The organism is Delftia sp. WSY_12 (genome assembly GCF_043104645.1).
In the GTDB taxonomy this organism is placed as follows: domain Bacteria; phylum Pseudomonadota; class Gammaproteobacteria; order Burkholderiales; family Burkholderiaceae_C; genus Comamonas; species Comamonas tsuruhatensis.
In genome coordinates this window covers 41,928-59,015 of sequence record NZ_JBICKW010000012.1, presented here as the reverse complement: position 1 = coordinate 59,015, position 17,088 = coordinate 41,928, and the positions used below count along the sequence as shown (strand labels likewise).

The following is a 17,088-nucleotide window of genomic DNA, read 5'->3' as shown; positions in this document are numbered from 1 at the left end:
GAGCAGGCCTTCCCCCATTCTTCAGCCCCCATGCAGCGCACCCGAATCAAGATCTGCGGACTCACCCGCGAACAGGATGTGGACGCAGCCGTGGCCGCCGGCGCCGACGCCGTGGGCTTTGTCCTCTACGCCCCCAGCCCGCGCGCCGTGACGGTGCAGCGTGCCGCCGAGCTGGCGCGGCGCCTGCCGCCCTTCGTGACACCGGTGCTGCTGTTCGTCAATGAAAGCGCCGCCAACGTGATGGCCGCCTGCGCCGCCATACCGGGCGCCTGCGTGCAGTTCCACGGCGACGAGTCGCCCGAGGACTGCCTTGCCGCCACATCGGGCGGCACCCGCGCCTTCCTGCGCGCCGCGCGCATTCCCCTTGGTCCCGATGCCGCGCGCTTCGACCTCGTAGAATATGCCCAGCGTTACTCGAAAGCCCAGGCCATACTGCTCGACGCCCATGTCGACGGCTATGGTGGTGGCGGAAAAGCATTCAATTGGTCACTCCTTCCACCAAACGTCGCCTCTCACCTCGTTTTGTCTGGTGGACTCACGCCTGCAAACGTGACCGATGGCATCTTGCAAGTGCGCCCGCGAGGACTCTCGCTGGCCGTTGATGTCAGTTCCGGCGTCGAGGCCGATGGTCCCGACGGCAAGCCCCTCAGGGGCATCAAGGACGCCGGCAAGATACACCGATTCATCGCCGCCGTGCGCGCGGCCGATGACCAACTTTTGCAGACAAGCCATGTTCGAATACCAGTACCCTGACGCATCTGGCCACTTTGGCCGCTTCGGCGGCAGCTTTGCCAGCGAAACCCTGACACACGCTCTGACCGAGCTGCGCGACGCCTACGCCAAGTACCAGAACGACCCGGAATTCGTTGCCGAATTCCAGTCCGAGCTGGCCCATTTCGTCGGCCGCCCTTCGCCCGTCTACCACGCGGCACGCATGTCGCGCGAGATGGGCGGCGCGCAGATCTACCTCAAGCGCGAAGACCTCAACCACACGGGCGCGCACAAGATCAACAACGTGATCGGCCAGGCCATGCTCGCCCGGCGCATGGGCAAGCCCCGCATCATTGCCGAGACGGGCGCCGGCCAGCACGGCGTGGCCACGGCCACCATCTGCGCGCGCTACGGCCTCGAGTGCATCGTCTACATGGGCTCCGAGGACGTGAAGCGCCAAAGCCCCAACGTCTACCGCATGCGCCTGCTGGGCGCCACCGTGGTGCCGGTGGAATCGGGCAGCCGCACGCTCAAGGATGCGCTCAACGAGGCCATGCGCGACTGGGTGGCCAACGTGGACAACACCTTCTACATCATCGGCACCGTGGCCGGCCCCCACCCCTACCCCGCGATGGTGCGCGACTTCCAGAAGGTCATCGGCGAGGAATGCCTGACGCAGATGCCCGAGTTCCTGGGCGCCGACCGCCAGCCCGACGCCGTGGTCGCCTGCGTGGGCGGCGGCAGCAATGCCATGGGCATCTTCCACCCCTACATCCCGTTCGAGAACACGCGCCTGATCGGCGTGGAGGCTGCGGGCGAGGGCCTGGACAGCGGCAAGCACTCGGCCTCGCTGCAGCGCGGCAGCAGCGGCGTGCTGCACGGCAACCGCACCTTCATCCTGCAGGACGAGAACGGCCAGATCACCGAGACGCACAGCATCAGCGCCGGCCTTGACTATCCCGGCGTCGGCCCCGAGCACGCCTGGCTGCAGGAACTGGGCCGCGCCCAATACGTGGGCATCACGGACCAGGAGGCCTTGGACGCCTTCCACTACCTGTGCCGCACCGAAGGCATCATTCCCGCCCTGGAGTCCAGCCATGCCGTGGCCTATGCCATGCAACTGGCCAAGACCATGCGCGCCGACCAGTCCATCCTCGTGAACCTGTCCGGTCGCGGCGACAAGGACATCGGCACCGTGGCCGATCTCTCGGGCGCCGACTATTACGACCGGCCCTCCATGCGCGGGCTCACGGTCAAGGGAGGAGCAGCTCAATGAGCCGCATCACCACGACTTTCACCAAACTCCAGGAAGATGGCCGCAAGGCCCTGATCCCCTACATCACCGCGGGCTTCCCGTTCGCGGCCATCACGCCGTCGCTGATGCACGGCATGGTGGAGGCTGGCGCCGATGTGATCGAGCTGGGCGTGCCCTTCTCCGACCCCATGGCCGACGGCCCCACCATCCAGAAGGCTGGCGACCGTGCCATCGCCAACGGCGTGGGCCTGGTGCAGGTGCTGGCCTATGTGCGCGAGTTCCGCCAGAAAAACCAGACCACGCCCGTGGTGCTGATGGGCTATGCCAACCCGGTGGAGCGCTACGACCAGATCCACGGCAAGGACCGCTTCGTGGACGATGCGGCCGAAGCCGGCGTCGACGGCCTGCTCATCGTGGACTACCCGCCCGAGGAGTGCGAGGCATTCGCCGCGCAACTGCGTGCGCGCGACATGGACCTCATCTTCCTGCTGGCACCCACGTCCACCACCGAGCGCATGCAGCAGGTGGCGCGCGTGGCCAGCGGCTATGTCTACTACGTCTCGCTCAAGGGCGTGACCGGCTCGGGCGCGCTCGACACGGCAGCCGTGGAAGCCATGCTGCCGCGCATCCGCGAGCATGTGAGCATTCCCGTGGGCGTGGGCTTCGGCATCCGCGACGCGGCCACGGCACAGGCCATCGGCCGCGTGGCCGATGCGGTGGTGATCGGCAGCCGCATCATCGAGATGCTGGACGGCCAGCCCCACGAAAAGATCGTCCCCCTGACCATCGACTTCCTGCGCGGCGTGCGCAAGGCACTCGACGCGTAGGTCGCATAATGCAGCCCTTGCATGCGGCCCGGTGCCGCATGCCCTGCGCCTGAAAAGGAAACACCATGTCCTGGCTTGAAAAACTCCTGCCTGCCAAAATCCAGCAAACCAACCCTACGGATCGCCTCCAGCAGATCCCCGAAGGTCTGTGGATCAAGTGCCCGAGCTGCGAGACCGTGCTCTACAAGGCCGATCTGGAGAAAAACCAGAACGTCTGCCCCAGCTGCAGCCACCATCACCGCATCGGCGCGCGCGCCCGCCTGAACCATTTCCTGGATGCCGAAGGCCGCTATGAGATCGGCCAGGAAGTCATTCCTGTCGACGCCCTGAAGTTCAAGGACAGCCGCAAGTACCCCGAGCGCCTCAAGGAAGCGCTGGAGAACACCGGCGAGACCGATGCCCTGGTCGTCATGGGCGGCGCCATCAAGAGCGTCAATGTGGTCGCAGCCTGCTTCGAGTTCGAATTCATGGGCGGCTCCATGGGCTCCGTGGTCGGCGAGCGCTTCGTGCGTGGCGTCGAGACCGCCATCGAGCAGAAGGTCCCCTTCATCTGCTTCACCGCCACCGGCGGCGCGCGCATGCAGGAAGGTCTGCTGAGCCTGATGCAGATGGCCAAGGCCAACGCCGCGCTCACACGCCTGGCCAAGAAGGGCCTGCCCTACGTCTCGGTGCTGACCGACCCCACCTTCGGCGGCGTCTCCGCCAGCTTCGCCTTCGTGGGAGACATCGTCATTGCCGAGCCCAAGACCCTGGTCGGCTTCGCCGGCCCGCGCGTGATCGAAACCACGGTGCGCGTGAAGCTGCCCGAAGGCTTCCAGCGCGCCGAGTTCCTGCAGGACAAGGGCGCCGTGGACATGATCGTGGACCGCCGCGAGCTGCGCGACCGCATCGCCGCATCGCTTGCCATGCTGCAGCGCCTGCCGGCCGACGCTGTTCAGTAAAGCCTCGCGCAGACACAGAAAAGCCGCCGCAGGTGGGTGCCTGCGGCGGCTTTTTCACGTCCGGGAAACTGGGGAAATCAGGCCAGCAGCATCAGGCCCGAGCCCTGGATATAGCCCAGCACCATCAGCGCGATCTGCAGCAGCACCAGGGCCACCAGTGCCGACAGATCGATACCGCCGATCAGGGGCACGATGCGGCGAATGGGCCGCAGCATGGGCTCGGACAGGCGCTGCAGCACGCCGTACATCGGCGACTGCGGCTGCACCCACGACAAGATGACATAGATCAGCAGCACGCCCACCATGCCCGACAGCGCCACGCGCGCCAGGCCGCACAGGGCCAGCCACGGCAGGGCGACCACATTGGACTGCCCGCCCATCAGCAGCCACAGCAGCACGAACTGCAGCATCTGCAGCAAGAAGGCCGCGATCAGGCTGGACATGTCCCAGCGCCCGGCCGGCTTGATGACGCGGCGCAGCGGCATCACGATCCAGTCGGACAGCGCAAACACCAGTTGGCCGACCGGGTTGCCGAAGGGAATGCGCTGGGCCTGCATGTACATGCGCAACAGGCAGACGCCGGTCAGCAGGCCAACGACCACGTCGAGCAAAAAGGAAACGATCTGAAAAAGCATGGCGTTGTAGGACTGCGAGAGGAAGATCGGACCACGGCCAGCCGGCCTTGGCACAGCATGGGATGATAGCTGCCGCATCCCGCCCATCACATGACCGCCCATACCGCACTGCACTCCCTACCGCTTTTCCCTCTGGGCAGCGTCCTTTTTCCCCAAGGCCTGCTGAGCCTTCGCGTCTTCGAGGTCCGCTACCTCGACATGATCCGCAAGTGCGAGCGCACGGGAGCCCCCTTCGGCGTGGTGGCATTGCAGGCCGGCAGCGAAGTGCGCAAGGCCGGTGCGGCCGCCGAGCAGCTGCATGCCGTGGGCACGCTGGCACGCATCGTCCAGCTGCAGCAGCCCCAGCCCGGCCTGCTGCACCTGCAGTGCGAGGGCACGCAGCGCTTTCGCATGCAGGATCACCGGCAGCTGCCCCACGGCCTGTGGGTGGCCGATGTGCAGTTGCTGCCTGCCGACGCCGCCGTCCCCGTCCCCGATCACCTGCTCGCCACGGCCCAGGCCCTGGCCCAGGTGCTGATGCAGCTGCACGCACGATCCACCGACGCCGACCATGCCCGGCTGCCCAGCGCCGAACAGATGGGCGACTGCGGCTGGGTGGCCAACCGCTGGACCGAGCTGCTGCCCCTGCCCGTGTCCATCAAGCAGCAACTGATGGCCTTGGACAGCCCGCTGGTGCGGCTGGAGCTGGTGGCGGATGTGCTGGAACGCAGCGGCATAGGCAATTCGCAGGGGACGGCGCCCGGCTCCCCGCCCGCCGCGCACTGACGAATTGGCGGTCCTGCGGCGTCATACCGCAGCAAGGTCCGGCACATTGACGGCACCACGCACCGAAAGCGCGACAAAAAACTTAAAATCGCGGATTCAGCCCGCCAGCTGCGGGGCCTGCCGGTGGCATTTGCTGCTGCCGCTGCATTTTCCAGCCCTTCCCGCCTGGCTTTTTTTCGGCTTTCCCCGATTTCCCCCTCCGGCTTTTTTCCGGCCCCTCGGCGTTTTGCGCTGGCGCTCATTGTCATGACCGAACACAACACACCATCTGCAGCGGACCAGACCGCTCCCCAGGACGAAAACCAACTCATCGCCGAGCGCCGCGAAAAACTCAAGGCCCTGCGCGAACAGGTGCGTGAACAGGGCGGCGTGGCCTTCCCCAACGACTTCAAGCCGGCCGACCGCGCCGAGGCCCTGCAGCAGGCCCATGCCGACAAGAGCGCCGAGCAACTCGACGCCGAATCCGTGCAGGTCAGCCTGGGCGGCCGCATGATGCTCAAGCGCGTCATGGGCAAGGCCAGCTTCGCCACCATCCAGGACGGATCGCTGGGCCCCACGCACGGCCGCATCCAGCTGTACATCACGCGCGACACCGTGGGCGAGGAGGTCTATGCGGCCTTCAAGCGCTGGGACCTGGGCGACATCCTGGGCGCCGAAGGCACGCTGATGAAGACCAAGACCGGCGAGCTGTCGGTCAAGGTGCAGACGCTGCGCCTGCTCACCAAGAGCCTGCGCCCCATGCCTGACAAGTTCCACGGCATGGCCGATCTGGAGCAGAAGGTGCGCCAGCGCTACGTGGACCTGATGATGGACGAGCAGGCCCGCCGCCGCTTCATCGCGCGCAGCAAGGCCGTCTCGGGCATCCGCGAATTCATGGTGGAGCATGGCTTCCTGGAAGTGGAGACGCCCATGCTGCATCCCATTCCCGGCGGCGCCAACGCCAAGCCCTTCGTCACCCACCACAACGCGCTGGACCAGGAGATGTACCTGCGCATCGCGCCCGAGCTGTACCTCAAGCGCCTGGTGGTCGGCGGCTTCGAGCGCGTGTTCGAAATCAACCGCAACTTCCGCAACGAAGGCATCTCGGTGCGCCACAACCCCGAGTTCACCATGATGGAGTTCTACGCGGCCTACTGGAACTACCGCGACCTGATGGACTACACCGAGGCACTGGTGCGCGACGCCGCGCAAAAGGCCGTGGGCACGCTGCAGCTGACCTACGGCGGCAAGCCCGTGGACCTGTCCCAGCCCTTCCAGCGCCTGACCATTCCCGAAGCCATCGTCAAGTTCACCGAAGCCGGTGACAAGGTGGCCGACCGCGAATGGCTGACCAATGCCCTGCGCAAGCTGGGCATGACGGAAGAAAAGGACCGCCTGTCCACCCGTACCCTGGCCAGCCTGCAGGTGCTGTACTTCGAGGAAGTGGTCGAGGAAAAGCTCTGGCAGCCCACCTTCATCATGGAGCACCCCACCGAGATCTCGCCGCTGGCACGCGCCAATGACGAGCGCCCCGAAGTCACCGAGCGCTTCGAGCTGTACATCACGGGCCGTGAATTCGGCAACGGCTTCTCCGAACTCAACGACGCCGAGGACCAGGCCGCGCGCTTCAACGCCCAGGTCCAGGCCAAGGACGGCGGCGACGACGAAGCCATGTACTTCGACCACGACTTCGTGCGTGCCCTCGAGTACGGCATGCCCCCCACGGGCGGCTGCGGCATCGGCATCGACCGCCTGATGATGCTGCTGACCGACAGCGCCAGCATCCGCGACGTGATCCTGTTCCCCGCCCTGCGCCGCGAACAGTAAACCCCCGGCATACAGCGCCTGCGCGCATGGCCAACTGAAGCCGCCTGCGTTCCCTTGGGAGCCAGGCGGCTTTTCCCTATACTGGCTCGCCATGCACATCCCCACCTACTGGGCGCAGGCGCGCCTGCGGCATGAAAGCCGCCCCACCCACGGCATCACCGTCCAGCGCTGGGGATGGTCCGACACCAGCCAGGAGGCTGCCCAGGCCCACGCCCAGGAGCGTGCCGCCAAGGCCCTGCAAGACGCCCGCAATGCGGCGCTGCCCCCGGGCGAGCCGCGCATGGAATGGAAGAACGAGTACGCGCTCGACGGCTTCAGCACCCCCATACGCGAAGAGGTCCTGCAGCGGCGCGACGGCACGGTAATGACACGCAACAGCTACGGCGCCCACTGCCTGAACACCGAGCGCGTGGCCATCGCCGATATCGACCTGCCCGAGCCGCCCAGCGCTGTGCGCTTTCCCGTCGTGACCCTGCTTTTGCTGGCTTCGGCCGCCACCTGGCTGGCCCGGCTGGCACCGCACAAGAACAATTCGAGGATGGTGGCCACAGCTCTGGTCGTGCTGCTGCTGTTCCTGGCCATGCGGCGCGTGCAGCGCTGGTGGGAGGCGCGGCAGGCGCGCCGGCGCGCGGCCACGGACTCGCCGTCCGCACGCGCCATGGAGCGCGTACAGGCCTTCCACCAAAGCCATGCCGACTGGGGGCTGCGCGTCTATGAAACGCCCAAGGGCCTGCGTGTCATCGTCACGCATACCGATTTCGCACCCGACGACCCTGCCGTCGCGCAGTTGTTCGACGCCTTGCAGGTGGACCCGCTCTATGCCCTGCTGTGCGAGCGCCAGCAGTGCTTTCGCGCCCGCGTATCGGGCAAGCCCTGGCGCATGGGCCTGACCGGACTGTCCACCTCGCTGCGCCGCTGGCCCCAGCCCGAGCAGACGCGGCAAGAGCGCCGCCAGTGGGCGCTTGCCTATGACGAAAAAGCCCAGGGCTTTGCAGCTTGCAGGCTGCTGCAGCAACTGGGCAACCCACGCCTGTGTGCGGCCGCCGACGCCTTCGTGCAATGGCACGACGAAGCCAGCCGGGCCCGCACGGACCTGCCCCTGGCCTGAAGAAAGCCGGGCATCCACAATCGCACACGAATACAACGACCGACTTACACTGGCGCCACCCCCATGCCGCGTACTGCGCAGCCCCCTGACCCATTTCTGGTCTCACAACCCTGAAGGCCATGCCCGCTGCCCCACCACCTTCGCCCACCGACAGCACCGACTCTCCCGCCATCGAGCCCACCGGAGCGCGCTTCGCCAAGCCGACGGACGAGGCATCGCCGTTTTGCGTGCTGGTCGTGGAAGACCAGGCCTCGGTACGCACCAGTCTGGTCAGCGAGTTGCTGCATGCCGGCGTGACCCGCGTGCTGGAGGCTGCCGATGGCCCCAGCGCCCTGGCACTGTTCCGCGAGCAGCGCCCCGACCTCGTGCTGCTCGACATCCGTCTGCCGGGCGAGGACGGCTACTGGGTGGCCCGCCAGCTGCGCGAGGCCGAGCCCGGCGAGTGGACGCCCGTCATCTTCCTGTCCGGACTGGACAATGACCTGGACGTGTGGCGCGGCATCGAGGCCGGAGGCGACGACTACCTGGTCAAGCCCGTCAAGCCCATCGTGCTCGTAGCCAAGCTGCGCGCCATGCGCCGCCTGCTGGACATGCGCCGGCGCCTGGTATCGCTGTCGGCCGAACTGCATGAGGCCAACCAGAAGCTCAACGAAATGGTCGAGCTCGACCAGCTCACGGGCCTGGTCAACCGCCGAGGCTTCGACCGCATCCTGCATGCCGAGATCGCCTCGGCCCGCCGCGAGGGCCAGCCGCTGACGCTGATGCTCTGCGACCTGGACCATTTCAAGCGCTACAACGACACCTATGGCCATGTGCATGGCGATGAATGCCTGAAACAGATAGGCCGCCTGCTGCGCGAGGTCTGCGTGCGCCCGCGTGACGTGGCGGCGCGCTATGGCGGCGAGGAATTCGCGCTCATCCTGCCGCGCACGCCACGCTCGGGGGCCATGACGTTCGCGCGTGCCGTGGGCCAGATGCTGCGCGTGCTGCGCATACGCCACCCCGACTCACCCCATGAATCGGGCCTCACGCTGTCGGGCGGCATCACCACCTGCGTCCCCGACGAATACACCAGCGCCGAAGCCATGCTCATGCGCGCCGACCAGGCCCTGTACGCGGCCAAGGCGCAGGGGCGCGACCGCTTCTTCAGCTTCGAGATGCAGATGGACACGGTGGAGCAGCGCCGCACCTGACTGCCGGGCCTTGCGCCTGCGCTTACGATCGCAGCTCAATGCCGGGCGCGCGCAAGCCGCGCATCCGGGTCCTGAATGCGGATTGCTGTTTCCTGAATGTTTGAAGTTATGCGTCGTTTTCAAGCGCACCTGCCCGCCTGGATGCAGGATTGGCTGGAGTTCATCATCCCCGGTGCCCAGATCCTGCTGATCATCGGTGCGGCCTGGCTGCTCAATCGCCTGGTTCGCCGGCTGATCGCACGCGCGGGCAGGCACTACGGCCTGCCGCCGGAGCTGCTGGTGCCGCTGCGCGGCGTGTTCCGCTGGATTCTGATTGCCGCCACCGTGCCGCTGGTACTGGAGCGCCTGGGCGTCTCGGCCACCGTGCTGTGGACGGCCTTCACCGGCTTTGCCACCGTGGGCGCCGTGGCCTTCTTTGCGGCCTGGAGCGTGCTGTCCAACCTGTTCTGCGCCCTGCTCATCGTCATCGTCGGGCCCTTTCGCCTGGGCGACTACATCGAGGTGCTGGACACGGCCGAAAAGCCCGGTGCCAAGGGCCGCGTGATCGACATCAACATGCTCTACACCACCTTGCAGGACGCCCATGCGCCCGATGGCTCACCCAATCTGCTGCAGATCCCCAACTCGCTGATCTTCCAGCGCGTGGTCCGGCGCTGGAAGGGGGGCCTGGGCGCGGATGGCGAGCATGCCAGCCATGGCGAGGAGGAGCGCGCCATCCGGCTGACCACGCCGCATGATGCCCAGCCCTCGCAGCCTCCCATGTACACGACCAACTAAGGCCGGCACCCCATGAAAAAGCCGCCGCCCGGCAAAGGGACGGCGGCTTTGTCATTGGGCAGCGCCTCAGGGCTTGCGCGGCCGGACCTTGCTGGCGGCCAGCTTGGCGTTGGTGCGCGCCTGCTCCACATCCTGGGCGCGCGCCAGGGCCACGCCCATGCGGCGCTTGACGAAGCTCTCTGGCTTGCCAAACAGGCGCAGGTCCGTGCCCGGCACGGCCAGGGCCTCGTCCACGCCGTCGAACACCAGGCCTTCGGCATCCTGCCCGCCATAGATCACGGCGCTGGCGCCGGGGTTGCGCAGCGAGGCATCCACGGGCAGGCCCAGAATGGCGCGCGCATGCAGCTCGAACTCGCTTTGCCACTGCGTGGCCAGCGTGACCAGCCCCGTGTCGTGCGGGCGTGGCGAGACTTCGCTGAACCAGACCTGCTCGCCCTTGACGAACAGCTCCACGCCAAACAGGCCCAGGCCGCCCAGGTCGTCGGTCACCGCCTTGGCGATGTCGCGCGACTTCTGCAGCGCCGCCGGGTGCATGGGATGGGGCTGCCAGCTTTCCACATAGTCGCCGGACTGCTGGATGTGGCCGATGGGATCGCAGAAATGCGTCTGCACCTGGCCGTCCGCACCCTTGGCGCGCACCGTGAGCTGGGTGATTTCGTAGTCGAAGTCGATGAAGCCTTCGACGATCACACGGCCATGGCTCACGCGGCCGCCGGCCATGGCGTAGTCCCAGGCCTTGGCCACGTCGTCCGGGCCGTCCAGCTTGCTCTGGCCCTTGCCCGAGCTGCTCATCACGGGCTTGACCACGCAGGGAAAGCCGATGGCGGGCTGGCCATCCGTGCCGTCGATGGCAGCCTGCAGTTCCTGCTGCGAATCACAGAAGCGGTAAGGGCTGGTGGCCAGGCCCAGCGTCTCGGCGGCCAGGCGGCGAATGCCTTCGCGGTCCATGGTCAGGCGCGCGGCGCGGGCCGTGGGGATCACGGTGACCACGCCTGCCGCTTCCAGCTCTTCGAGCATGGGCGTGGCAATGGCCTCGATCTCGGGCACGACCAGGTCGGGTTTCTCGGCCTCGATCAAGGCCTTGAGCTGGGCCGGATCGCTCATGGTGATGGTGCGTGCGTGGTGGGCCACCTGCTGACCGGGCGCGTTCTCGTAACGGTCCACGGCAATGGTTTCCACGCCCAGGCGCTGCAGCGCGATCAGCACTTCCTTGCCGAGTTCGCCGCTGCCCAGCAGCATGACTTTGGTGGCATGGGGGGAGTAAGGGGTTCCAAGGGTGGTCATCTGCGCGTCCGGTGAGCCAGGCAGAGCCTGGGCAAGATAAGAAAGAGAGGGAGGCAGGCCTGCACGGCCCGCAGCAGCCCCCGATCATAGGATGCCGACACAGGCGCTGCCTACAAACCCAGCGCCTGCGCGAGGTTGCGCCGCGCCCGCACCTCCAGCCGTTGCCGGAACCAGTCGGTGCAGTAGATGGCCTCGCGCTGCATGAAGCCCAGCAGCACCTCGCGGCGCTTGGCGCGGTACAGCGGCAAGGGCACCCATTCGTACTCGGCCCGCACCTGCAGCTCGTATTCGGAAAACCGCAGAGGGTCGGCCGCCAGAATGCCCAGGTCGGCATCCACCAGCAGTTGGGCGTCGATCCCGGACGGCTGTGCAGCGTGGCAGGTCGCCATGATCAGGCCGTGCACGCGCCCGGCCACCTCCGCCGGCAGGCCCTGCCCGCGCACCACGGCCACGGCCCAGTCGGCGCTGCGCGCCTCGTTGTCCTTGGCCTGGGTTTCGTAGACGGCATCATGGAACCACAGCGCCAGCGCCACCTCGCCGGGACGCTCGGCCAGGCCCAGCGCCGGCTGCAGCAGGCCCAGGGCCTCCCCCAGGTGCTGCAGCGTGTGGTAGTGGCGCTGGGGCTCGCTGTAGCTTTGCAGCAACTCGGCCAGCACAGGCTGCGGAGCGCTGGCACCCAGTGCGGACCAGGCGCTATCCCAGGACGCCTGCCAGGTCTGCAGCGATGCATCGTTTGCGCTGGGCATTTCGGCCCCTGGTCCAACCTGGGTCATCGCCTGCTCCTTGGGTCTTCAGAAGATGCCGGGTGCCAGAGCCCGCAACGGCGCACCCGCCGGTGACAGCAGCCAGGCCAGCAGGCCGCAGTTGATCCCCACGGTGATCCAGAATACCAACTGGAACGAGGCCTTGCTGGACTTGTGCCGCAGCAGCCCTTGCGCGAGCAGCGCGCCAGGCCAGCCGCCCAGCAGCGCCAGCAGGTGCAGACGGCCTTCGCTGGTACGCCAGCGGTCGTGCACGGCGGCGGACTTGTCGAATCCGTAGACCATGAAGGTCACCAGGCTTGCCGCCGCATACAGGCCGACCAGTGCCCAGGGCATGCGGCCAATCCAGGCAACGGCCATCAGCACGCAGAAGAAGGCAGCGGCCAGCCCCACTGCCACCTGGCCTCGCACAGTTGACTGAGGCCGCGAGGAAATGCCGGCACGGCGTCGCCGCGCAGGCTGCGGATGGCCGCTCCTGGACTCGCCAATGAAGGCGACATCCTGCGCGCGCCATTTCCCCTGGGCGTTGCGGCCGGGCACGTAGCTGACGCACTCGCCCCCCTCGGGCCTGCGGCGGCGATCGGTGAAGGACTTGATGTGCACAAAGACCGGCGCCCCGCCGCCATCGGGCTCGATGAAGCCGAAGCCCTGCTCGTCCTTCCAGCCGGTGATGCGCCCCTGTTGCCGCATGGCAGGCTCAGTGGCGGCCAGCGGCGGCCGGCGACGCAGCAGGCTTGCGGGGCTCGCCCAGGCAAATGCCTATGTCGCGCGCCATGGTGAGCAGGCCGTGGTCCAGCGGCACGGTGCGCTGGGTGTTGGCCACGCGTGAGATTTCCACGCTGCCGATCTGCCCGCCCTGCAGCGTGACCATGCGCCCAAAGCCGCCGGACAGCACCAGCTGCGCCGCATGGTGGCCGTACTGGGTGGCCAGCACGCGGTCAAAGGGAGTGGGGTCGCCGCCGCGTTGCACATGGCCCAGCACCGTGGTGCGCACCTCGCTCCTGAGGTGGGGCTGCAGGCGCTCGCGCAGCACATGGCCGACGCCACCCAGGCGGACCGGGTCGGGGCTTTGCTCGATGCGTTCGCGCACCGTGAGGCTGGCGCCGCTTTCCTTGGCACCCTCGCCGATGCAGATGATGGTGTAGCGCTGGCGCTGCTCGCGCATGCGGCAGAAATCCACGATGGCCTGCAGGTCGTAGTCGATCTCGGGCAGCAGGATGACGTCGGCCGCACCGGCAATGCCGGCCTCCAGCGCCAGCCATCCGGCATGGCGCCCCATGGTCTCGACGATCATCACGCGGTGGTGGCTGTTGGCCGTGCTCTCGATGCGGCGCAGCGCCTCGGTGGCCGTGGCCACGGCGGTGTCGAAACCAAAGCTGCGCTCGCAGTTGGCAATGTCGTTGTCGATGGTCTTGGGCACGCCCACGCAGGTCAGTCCCACCTGTTCGGCCAGGCCATGCGCCAGGCTCATGGTGCCGTCGCCGCCGATGGCCACCACCACGTCCAGGCCCAGTGCCCGAACATTGCGGCCCACATGCTCCAGCGTGGCCGCATCGCGCAGGGGGTTGGCGCTGTTGCTGGTGCCCAGGATGGTGCCGCCCACATGCAGGATGCCCGAGACCTCGTCCCAGCCCAGGGGCTTGACGCCGGGCGGGTCGAGCATGAGGCCCTCGAAGCCGTCGGCAATGCCCAGCACCTCGCACTGGCCGTGGTTGATCAGGGACTTGGTGACCGCACGGATCACCGCATTCAGGCCGGGGCAGTCGCCACCTCCGGTCAGCACGCCAACGCGCATGGGAAAACTCTCCTGTGAAAACACTTGGCGTGCGCGTCCTCCATGGCCCGCACAGCCTTTGCAAAGCCCGCCAGGCCTCAGCCGGCCAGCCGCTGCGCTCGTCAATCCATCAAGGCAGCAGGTCCAGCGCCTGGAGATAGGCCGGCTGGCGCATGAGGTCGTCCCAGGGCTGGGGCACGGTCTCCGGCAGCAGGGCCAGGCGGCGCGATTCGCTGTCGGCATCGGGCTGCCAGCGGCCACTGCGCTGCGCGGCCTCCATGCCGGCCAGCAGCTCGTCCACATGCTCGCCCAGGCCCAGGCTCTGGTTGCACAGCAGCACCATGTCGCAGCCGGCCTCCAGCGCGGCCAGGGCTGCGTCGGTGTAGCCGATGAGTTGCCCGTCGATGCGGCGCGCGCCCTCCATGCTCAGGTCATCGCTGAAGATGGCGCCGTCGTAGCGCAGGCGGCTGCGCAGGATGTCCTTGAGCCACTTGGCGGAAAAACCGGCCGGGCGCCTGTCGACCTTGGGGTAGATCACATGGGCCGGCATCACGGCCGTGAGCACGCTGGACAGCCAGGGATAGGGCGCGGCGTCCTCGCCCAGGATGGCGGTGAGGCTGCGGCCATCGACCGGAATGTCCACATGCGAGTCGGCCTTGACGAAGCCGTGGCCGGGAAAGTGTTTGCCGCAGTTGCCCATGCCGGCCTGCAGCAGGCCGTGCATGAGGCTGCGGGCCAGCGCCGCCACCACGCGCGGGTCGCGGTGGAAGCTGCGGTCGCCGATGACGCTGCTGGCACCGTAGTCAAGGTCCAGCACCGGGGTGAAGCTGAAATCCACGCCGCAGGCGCGCAGTTCGGTGCCCAGCACGTAGCCGGCCGCCGTGGCGGCGTTCATGGCAGCCAGGGCGCCGCTGCCTTCGCGCTGCTTGCTGCCCTTGCCGTCGTCCATCCACATCTGGCCGAAGGCGCGCATGGGCGGCAGATGCGTGAATCCGTCGGCACGAAAACGCTGCACGCGCCCGCCCTCGTGGTCCACGCAGATCAGCAGGTCGGCTTTGACGCCCTTGATATCGGCGCACAGCTGCACCAGTTGCTCGCGGCTTTCCCAGTTGCGGGCGAAGAGGATGATGCCGCCGACCAGCGGATGCGCCAGGCGCCGGCGGTCCGCGTCGGTGAGCGCCTTGCCGGCGATGTCGATGATCAGGGGTGCGTGCTCGGTCATGCTATGAATCCTGTGGAGTCAAAAAAGCCAGCGCTGCGCCGGCCGGGTGTCAGGCGCGGCGCTCGACCACGCAGAAGCTGGCCGCGTAGTCGCTCTCGTCGGTCACGGACAGGTGCACCTGCAGGTTCCGTGCCTCGAACCATTCCTTGAGCGCGCCGTGCAGCACGATGGCTGGCTGGCCACTGGGCAGCTTGACGACCTCGCAGCTGCGCCAGGTCATGGGCATGACCATGCCCATGCCTATGGCCTTGGAAAAGGCCTCCTTGGCGGAAAAGCGCGTGGCGACGAAGCGGATGCCGCGCTCGGGCCAGCGCGCGCGGCGGGCTCGCCAGGTGGACAGTTCGCCTTCGGCCAGCACCTTCTCGGCGAAACGGTCGCCATGGCGCTCCAGGCTGGCGCGGATGCGGCGCACGTCGCAGATGTCGGTACCGATGCCGTAGATCATGGATTCGCTCCGCGAAAGCTTCAGGCGCGCGCCGCCATGCCCTGGTCTATGCACTGCTGGTAGGCGCGCACGGTTTGGGCGTAGCCCAGCTCCAGCGCGTCGGCGATCAGCGCATGGCCGATGGAGACTTCGAGCAGGCCCGGCACGCGCGCCACGAAGGCGGCCAGGTTGTCGCGGCTGAGGTCATGGCCGGCATTGATGCCCAGCCCGGCGTCCAGCGCAGCCTGGGCCGCCGCCGCGTAGGCCTGCAGTTGAACTTCCTGGTCTGCCGTGCCCCAGGCGGCCGCATAGGGCTCGGTGTACAGCTCGACCCGGTCGGCGCCCGCGGCGCGCGCAGCGGCCATCTGTGCGGGAACCGGGTCCATGAACAGGCTGACGCGCACGCCGAGTTGGCGGCATTCGGCGATCAGCGGCTTCAGGCGCTCGGCATCCTGCGGGAAGTTCCAGCCATGGTCGCTGGTGAACTGGTCCTCGCTGTCGGGCACGAAGGTGGCCTGGTGCGGGCGCGTGGCCCGGATGAAGTCCATCAGGTTCTGCGTCGGGTTGCCCTCGATGTTGAACTCCGCCTGCGGCCACTGCTTCATCAGCGCATGCAGTTCATAGACATCTTCGCTGCGGATATGGCGCTGGTCGGGACGCGGATGGATGGTGATGCCCTGGGCACCGGCCTCCAGGCAGATGCGCGCGGCGCGCGTCACGCTGGGAATGCCCAGATGGCGCGTGTTGCGCAGCAGCGCAACCTTGTTGACATTGACCGACAGCGCCGTGCGCTGCGAAGCGTGGGAAAGATTCATAGCGATTGCAGATCCATCATCAGCTGGCGGGTGCGCAGCATGGGACTGCCGCAATGGTATTGCAGCAAGGCCCTCAGTTGGGGCTTGAGGGCCAGCGCCGCCTCGGGCTGGGCCACCACATGCAGTGTGGCGTTGAAGGCCTGCCGTGCCTGCAGCGCGCTTTCAATGGCCTGCCATTGCGCAGCGCCCAGCACGGCGCGCTCGCCCTGCAGCGCCGGGCGCAGGCCGCCTTCGGCCACCAGCGCATAGCGACGCCCCTCGGCCAGCGGCGCCAGCGTGGCGCTTTCCTCATTCAAGGCAGGCAGATGGCCCAGTTCGCGCAGCAGCAGCAGCTCGAAGGTGCGCAGCACGGGCTCGATGGCATCGCCATGCTGGCCTGCCAGCACGCGCACCACGCCGGCATAGATGTCGAACAGCGCCGCGTAGGGATCGTCGCGCGCCAGCAGGCGCATCAGCAGCTCGTTGAGGTACAGGCCCGACAGCAGGGCGTCACCCTGGGGCATGACATGCCCGCCCACCCACTCTGCGCCCTTGAGGGTATGGATCTCGCCATTGCCCTCGCCGCCCAGGCTGTAGCTCAGGCTCAGCGGCTGCAGCGGCAGCAGCACGGGGCGAAAGTTCGAGGTCGGCCGCTTGACGCCCTTGGCCGCCAGCGCCACGCGGCCCCGGTGACGCGTGAAGACCTCAAGGATCAGGCTGGACTCGCTCCAGTCGTAGCTGTGCAGGACGAAGGCCGGCTCGTCCGAGACACGCTTGGCGCTAGCCATGGACGCAGGGCCTTGCGGTAAGG

18 protein-coding genes are annotated in these 17,088 nt (G+C 67.5%); 9 read left to right on the top strand and 9 right to left on the bottom strand.

The features are described from left to right. The first annotated feature begins 30 nt into the window (after positions 1-30). The 4 genes from ACF8LI_RS05815 to accD all read left to right on the top strand — a co-directional run bounded on the left by ACF8LI_RS05815 (position 31) and on the right by accD (position 3,734). The gene (locus ACF8LI_RS05815) at positions 31-753 is read left to right on the top strand and encodes a phosphoribosylanthranilate isomerase (protein ID WP_016447768.1); all 723 of its coding nucleotides are present in this window, start codon (positions 31-33) and stop codon (positions 751-753) included. Further along, positions 731-1,987, top strand: coding sequence for a tryptophan synthase subunit beta (gene trpB, locus ACF8LI_RS05810; RefSeq protein ID WP_016447769.1), 1,257 nt, complete (start codon positions 731-733; stop codon positions 1,985-1,987). The genes ACF8LI_RS05815 and trpB overlap by 23 nt, the downstream gene beginning before the upstream one ends. Further along, positions 1,984-2,793 (top strand): tryptophan synthase subunit alpha, encoded by an 810-nt coding sequence (trpA, locus tag ACF8LI_RS05805; RefSeq protein ID WP_016447770.1) that lies wholly within the window; start codon positions 1,984-1,986, stop codon positions 2,791-2,793. The genes trpB and trpA overlap by 4 nt, the downstream gene beginning before the upstream one ends. A gap of 65 nt (positions 2,794-2,858) precedes the next feature. Then, a complete protein-coding gene (gene accD, locus ACF8LI_RS05800) occupies positions 2,859-3,734 on the top strand; it encodes an acetyl-CoA carboxylase, carboxyltransferase subunit beta (protein WP_016447771.1) in 876 nt (291 codons plus the stop codon). A gap of 77 nt (positions 3,735-3,811) precedes the next feature. On the opposite strand, the gene ACF8LI_RS05795 is transcribed toward accD, so the two are convergent. After that, complete coding sequence (locus ACF8LI_RS05795; protein WP_016451188.1) at positions 3,812-4,369, bottom strand: YggT family protein; 558 nt, start codon at positions 4,367-4,369, stop codon at positions 3,812-3,814. A 90-nt stretch (positions 4,370-4,459) separates the two neighbouring features. On the opposite strand from ACF8LI_RS05795, the gene ACF8LI_RS05790 reads away from it, so the two are divergent. The 5 genes from ACF8LI_RS05790 to ACF8LI_RS05770 all read left to right on the top strand — a co-directional run bounded on the left by ACF8LI_RS05790 (position 4,460) and on the right by ACF8LI_RS05770 (position 10,018). Then, positions 4,460-5,134: an LON peptidase substrate-binding domain-containing protein gene (locus tag ACF8LI_RS05790; RefSeq protein WP_043789834.1), complete on the top strand. Its 675-nt coding sequence runs from the start codon at positions 4,460-4,462 to the stop codon at positions 5,132-5,134. A gap of 246 nt (positions 5,135-5,380) precedes the next feature. Next, positions 5,381-6,940 (top strand): lysine--tRNA ligase, encoded by a 1,560-nt coding sequence (gene lysS / locus ACF8LI_RS05785; RefSeq protein WP_016447774.1) that lies wholly within the window; start codon positions 5,381-5,383, stop codon positions 6,938-6,940. A 91-nt stretch (positions 6,941-7,031) separates the two neighbouring features. Then, positions 7,032-8,048 (top strand): hypothetical protein, encoded by a 1,017-nt coding sequence (locus tag ACF8LI_RS05780; protein WP_046239858.1) that lies wholly within the window; start codon positions 7,032-7,034, stop codon positions 8,046-8,048. Positions 8,049-8,167: 119 nt separating this feature from the next. Then, positions 8,168-9,241, top strand: coding sequence for a diguanylate cyclase domain-containing protein (locus ACF8LI_RS05775; protein WP_016447776.1), 1,074 nt, complete (start codon positions 8,168-8,170; stop codon positions 9,239-9,241). A 108-nt stretch (positions 9,242-9,349) separates the two neighbouring features. After that, positions 9,350-10,018: a mechanosensitive ion channel family protein gene (locus ACF8LI_RS05770; RefSeq protein WP_392414755.1), complete on the top strand. Its 669-nt coding sequence runs from the start codon at positions 9,350-9,352 to the stop codon at positions 10,016-10,018. A 66-nt stretch (positions 10,019-10,084) separates the two neighbouring features. Here the strand turns inward: ACF8LI_RS05770 and purT are convergent, their stop codons facing one another. The 8 genes from purT to recO all read right to left on the bottom strand — a co-directional run bounded on the left by purT (position 10,085) and on the right by recO (position 17,065). Beyond that, positions 10,085-11,302 (bottom strand): formate-dependent phosphoribosylglycinamide formyltransferase, encoded by a 1,218-nt coding sequence (gene purT, locus ACF8LI_RS05765; RefSeq protein ID WP_016451185.1) that lies wholly within the window; start codon positions 11,300-11,302, stop codon positions 10,085-10,087. A gap of 110 nt (positions 11,303-11,412) precedes the next feature. Further along, positions 11,413-12,075 carry an N-methyl-D-aspartate receptor NMDAR2C subunit gene (locus tag ACF8LI_RS05760; RefSeq protein WP_392414756.1) on the bottom strand — a complete coding sequence of 221 codons (663 nt, stop codon included), beginning with the start codon at positions 12,073-12,075 and terminating at the stop codon, positions 11,413-11,415. 18 nt (positions 12,076-12,093) lie between these two features. Further along, complete coding sequence (locus tag ACF8LI_RS05755) at positions 12,094-12,753, bottom strand: DUF1294 domain-containing protein (protein WP_392414757.1); 660 nt, start codon at positions 12,751-12,753, stop codon at positions 12,094-12,096. Between the two features lie 7 nt (positions 12,754-12,760). Then, a complete protein-coding gene (locus tag ACF8LI_RS05750) occupies positions 12,761-13,858 on the bottom strand; it encodes a 6-phosphofructokinase (protein WP_374006982.1) in 1,098 nt (365 codons plus the stop codon). 109 nt (positions 13,859-13,967) lie between these two features. Next, the gene (gene nagZ, locus ACF8LI_RS05745) at positions 13,968-15,059 is read right to left on the bottom strand and encodes a beta-N-acetylhexosaminidase (RefSeq protein WP_016447782.1); all 1,092 of its coding nucleotides are present in this window, start codon (positions 15,057-15,059) and stop codon (positions 13,968-13,970) included. A 49-nt stretch (positions 15,060-15,108) separates the two neighbouring features. Then, on the bottom strand, positions 15,109-15,504 hold the full coding sequence (gene acpS, locus ACF8LI_RS05740) for a holo-ACP synthase (protein WP_016447783.1): 396 nt from the start codon (positions 15,502-15,504) through the stop codon (positions 15,109-15,111). 20 nt (positions 15,505-15,524) lie between these two features. After that, positions 15,525-16,298 (bottom strand): pyridoxine 5'-phosphate synthase, encoded by a 774-nt coding sequence (locus tag ACF8LI_RS05735; RefSeq protein ID WP_160852070.1) that lies wholly within the window; start codon positions 16,296-16,298, stop codon positions 15,525-15,527. Continuing rightward, positions 16,295-17,065: a DNA repair protein RecO gene (recO, locus tag ACF8LI_RS05730; RefSeq protein WP_016451180.1), complete on the bottom strand. Its 771-nt coding sequence runs from the start codon at positions 17,063-17,065 to the stop codon at positions 16,295-16,297. Before recO ends, ACF8LI_RS05735 begins: the two co-directional genes overlap by 4 nt. Positions 17,066-17,088 lie beyond the last annotated feature (23 nt).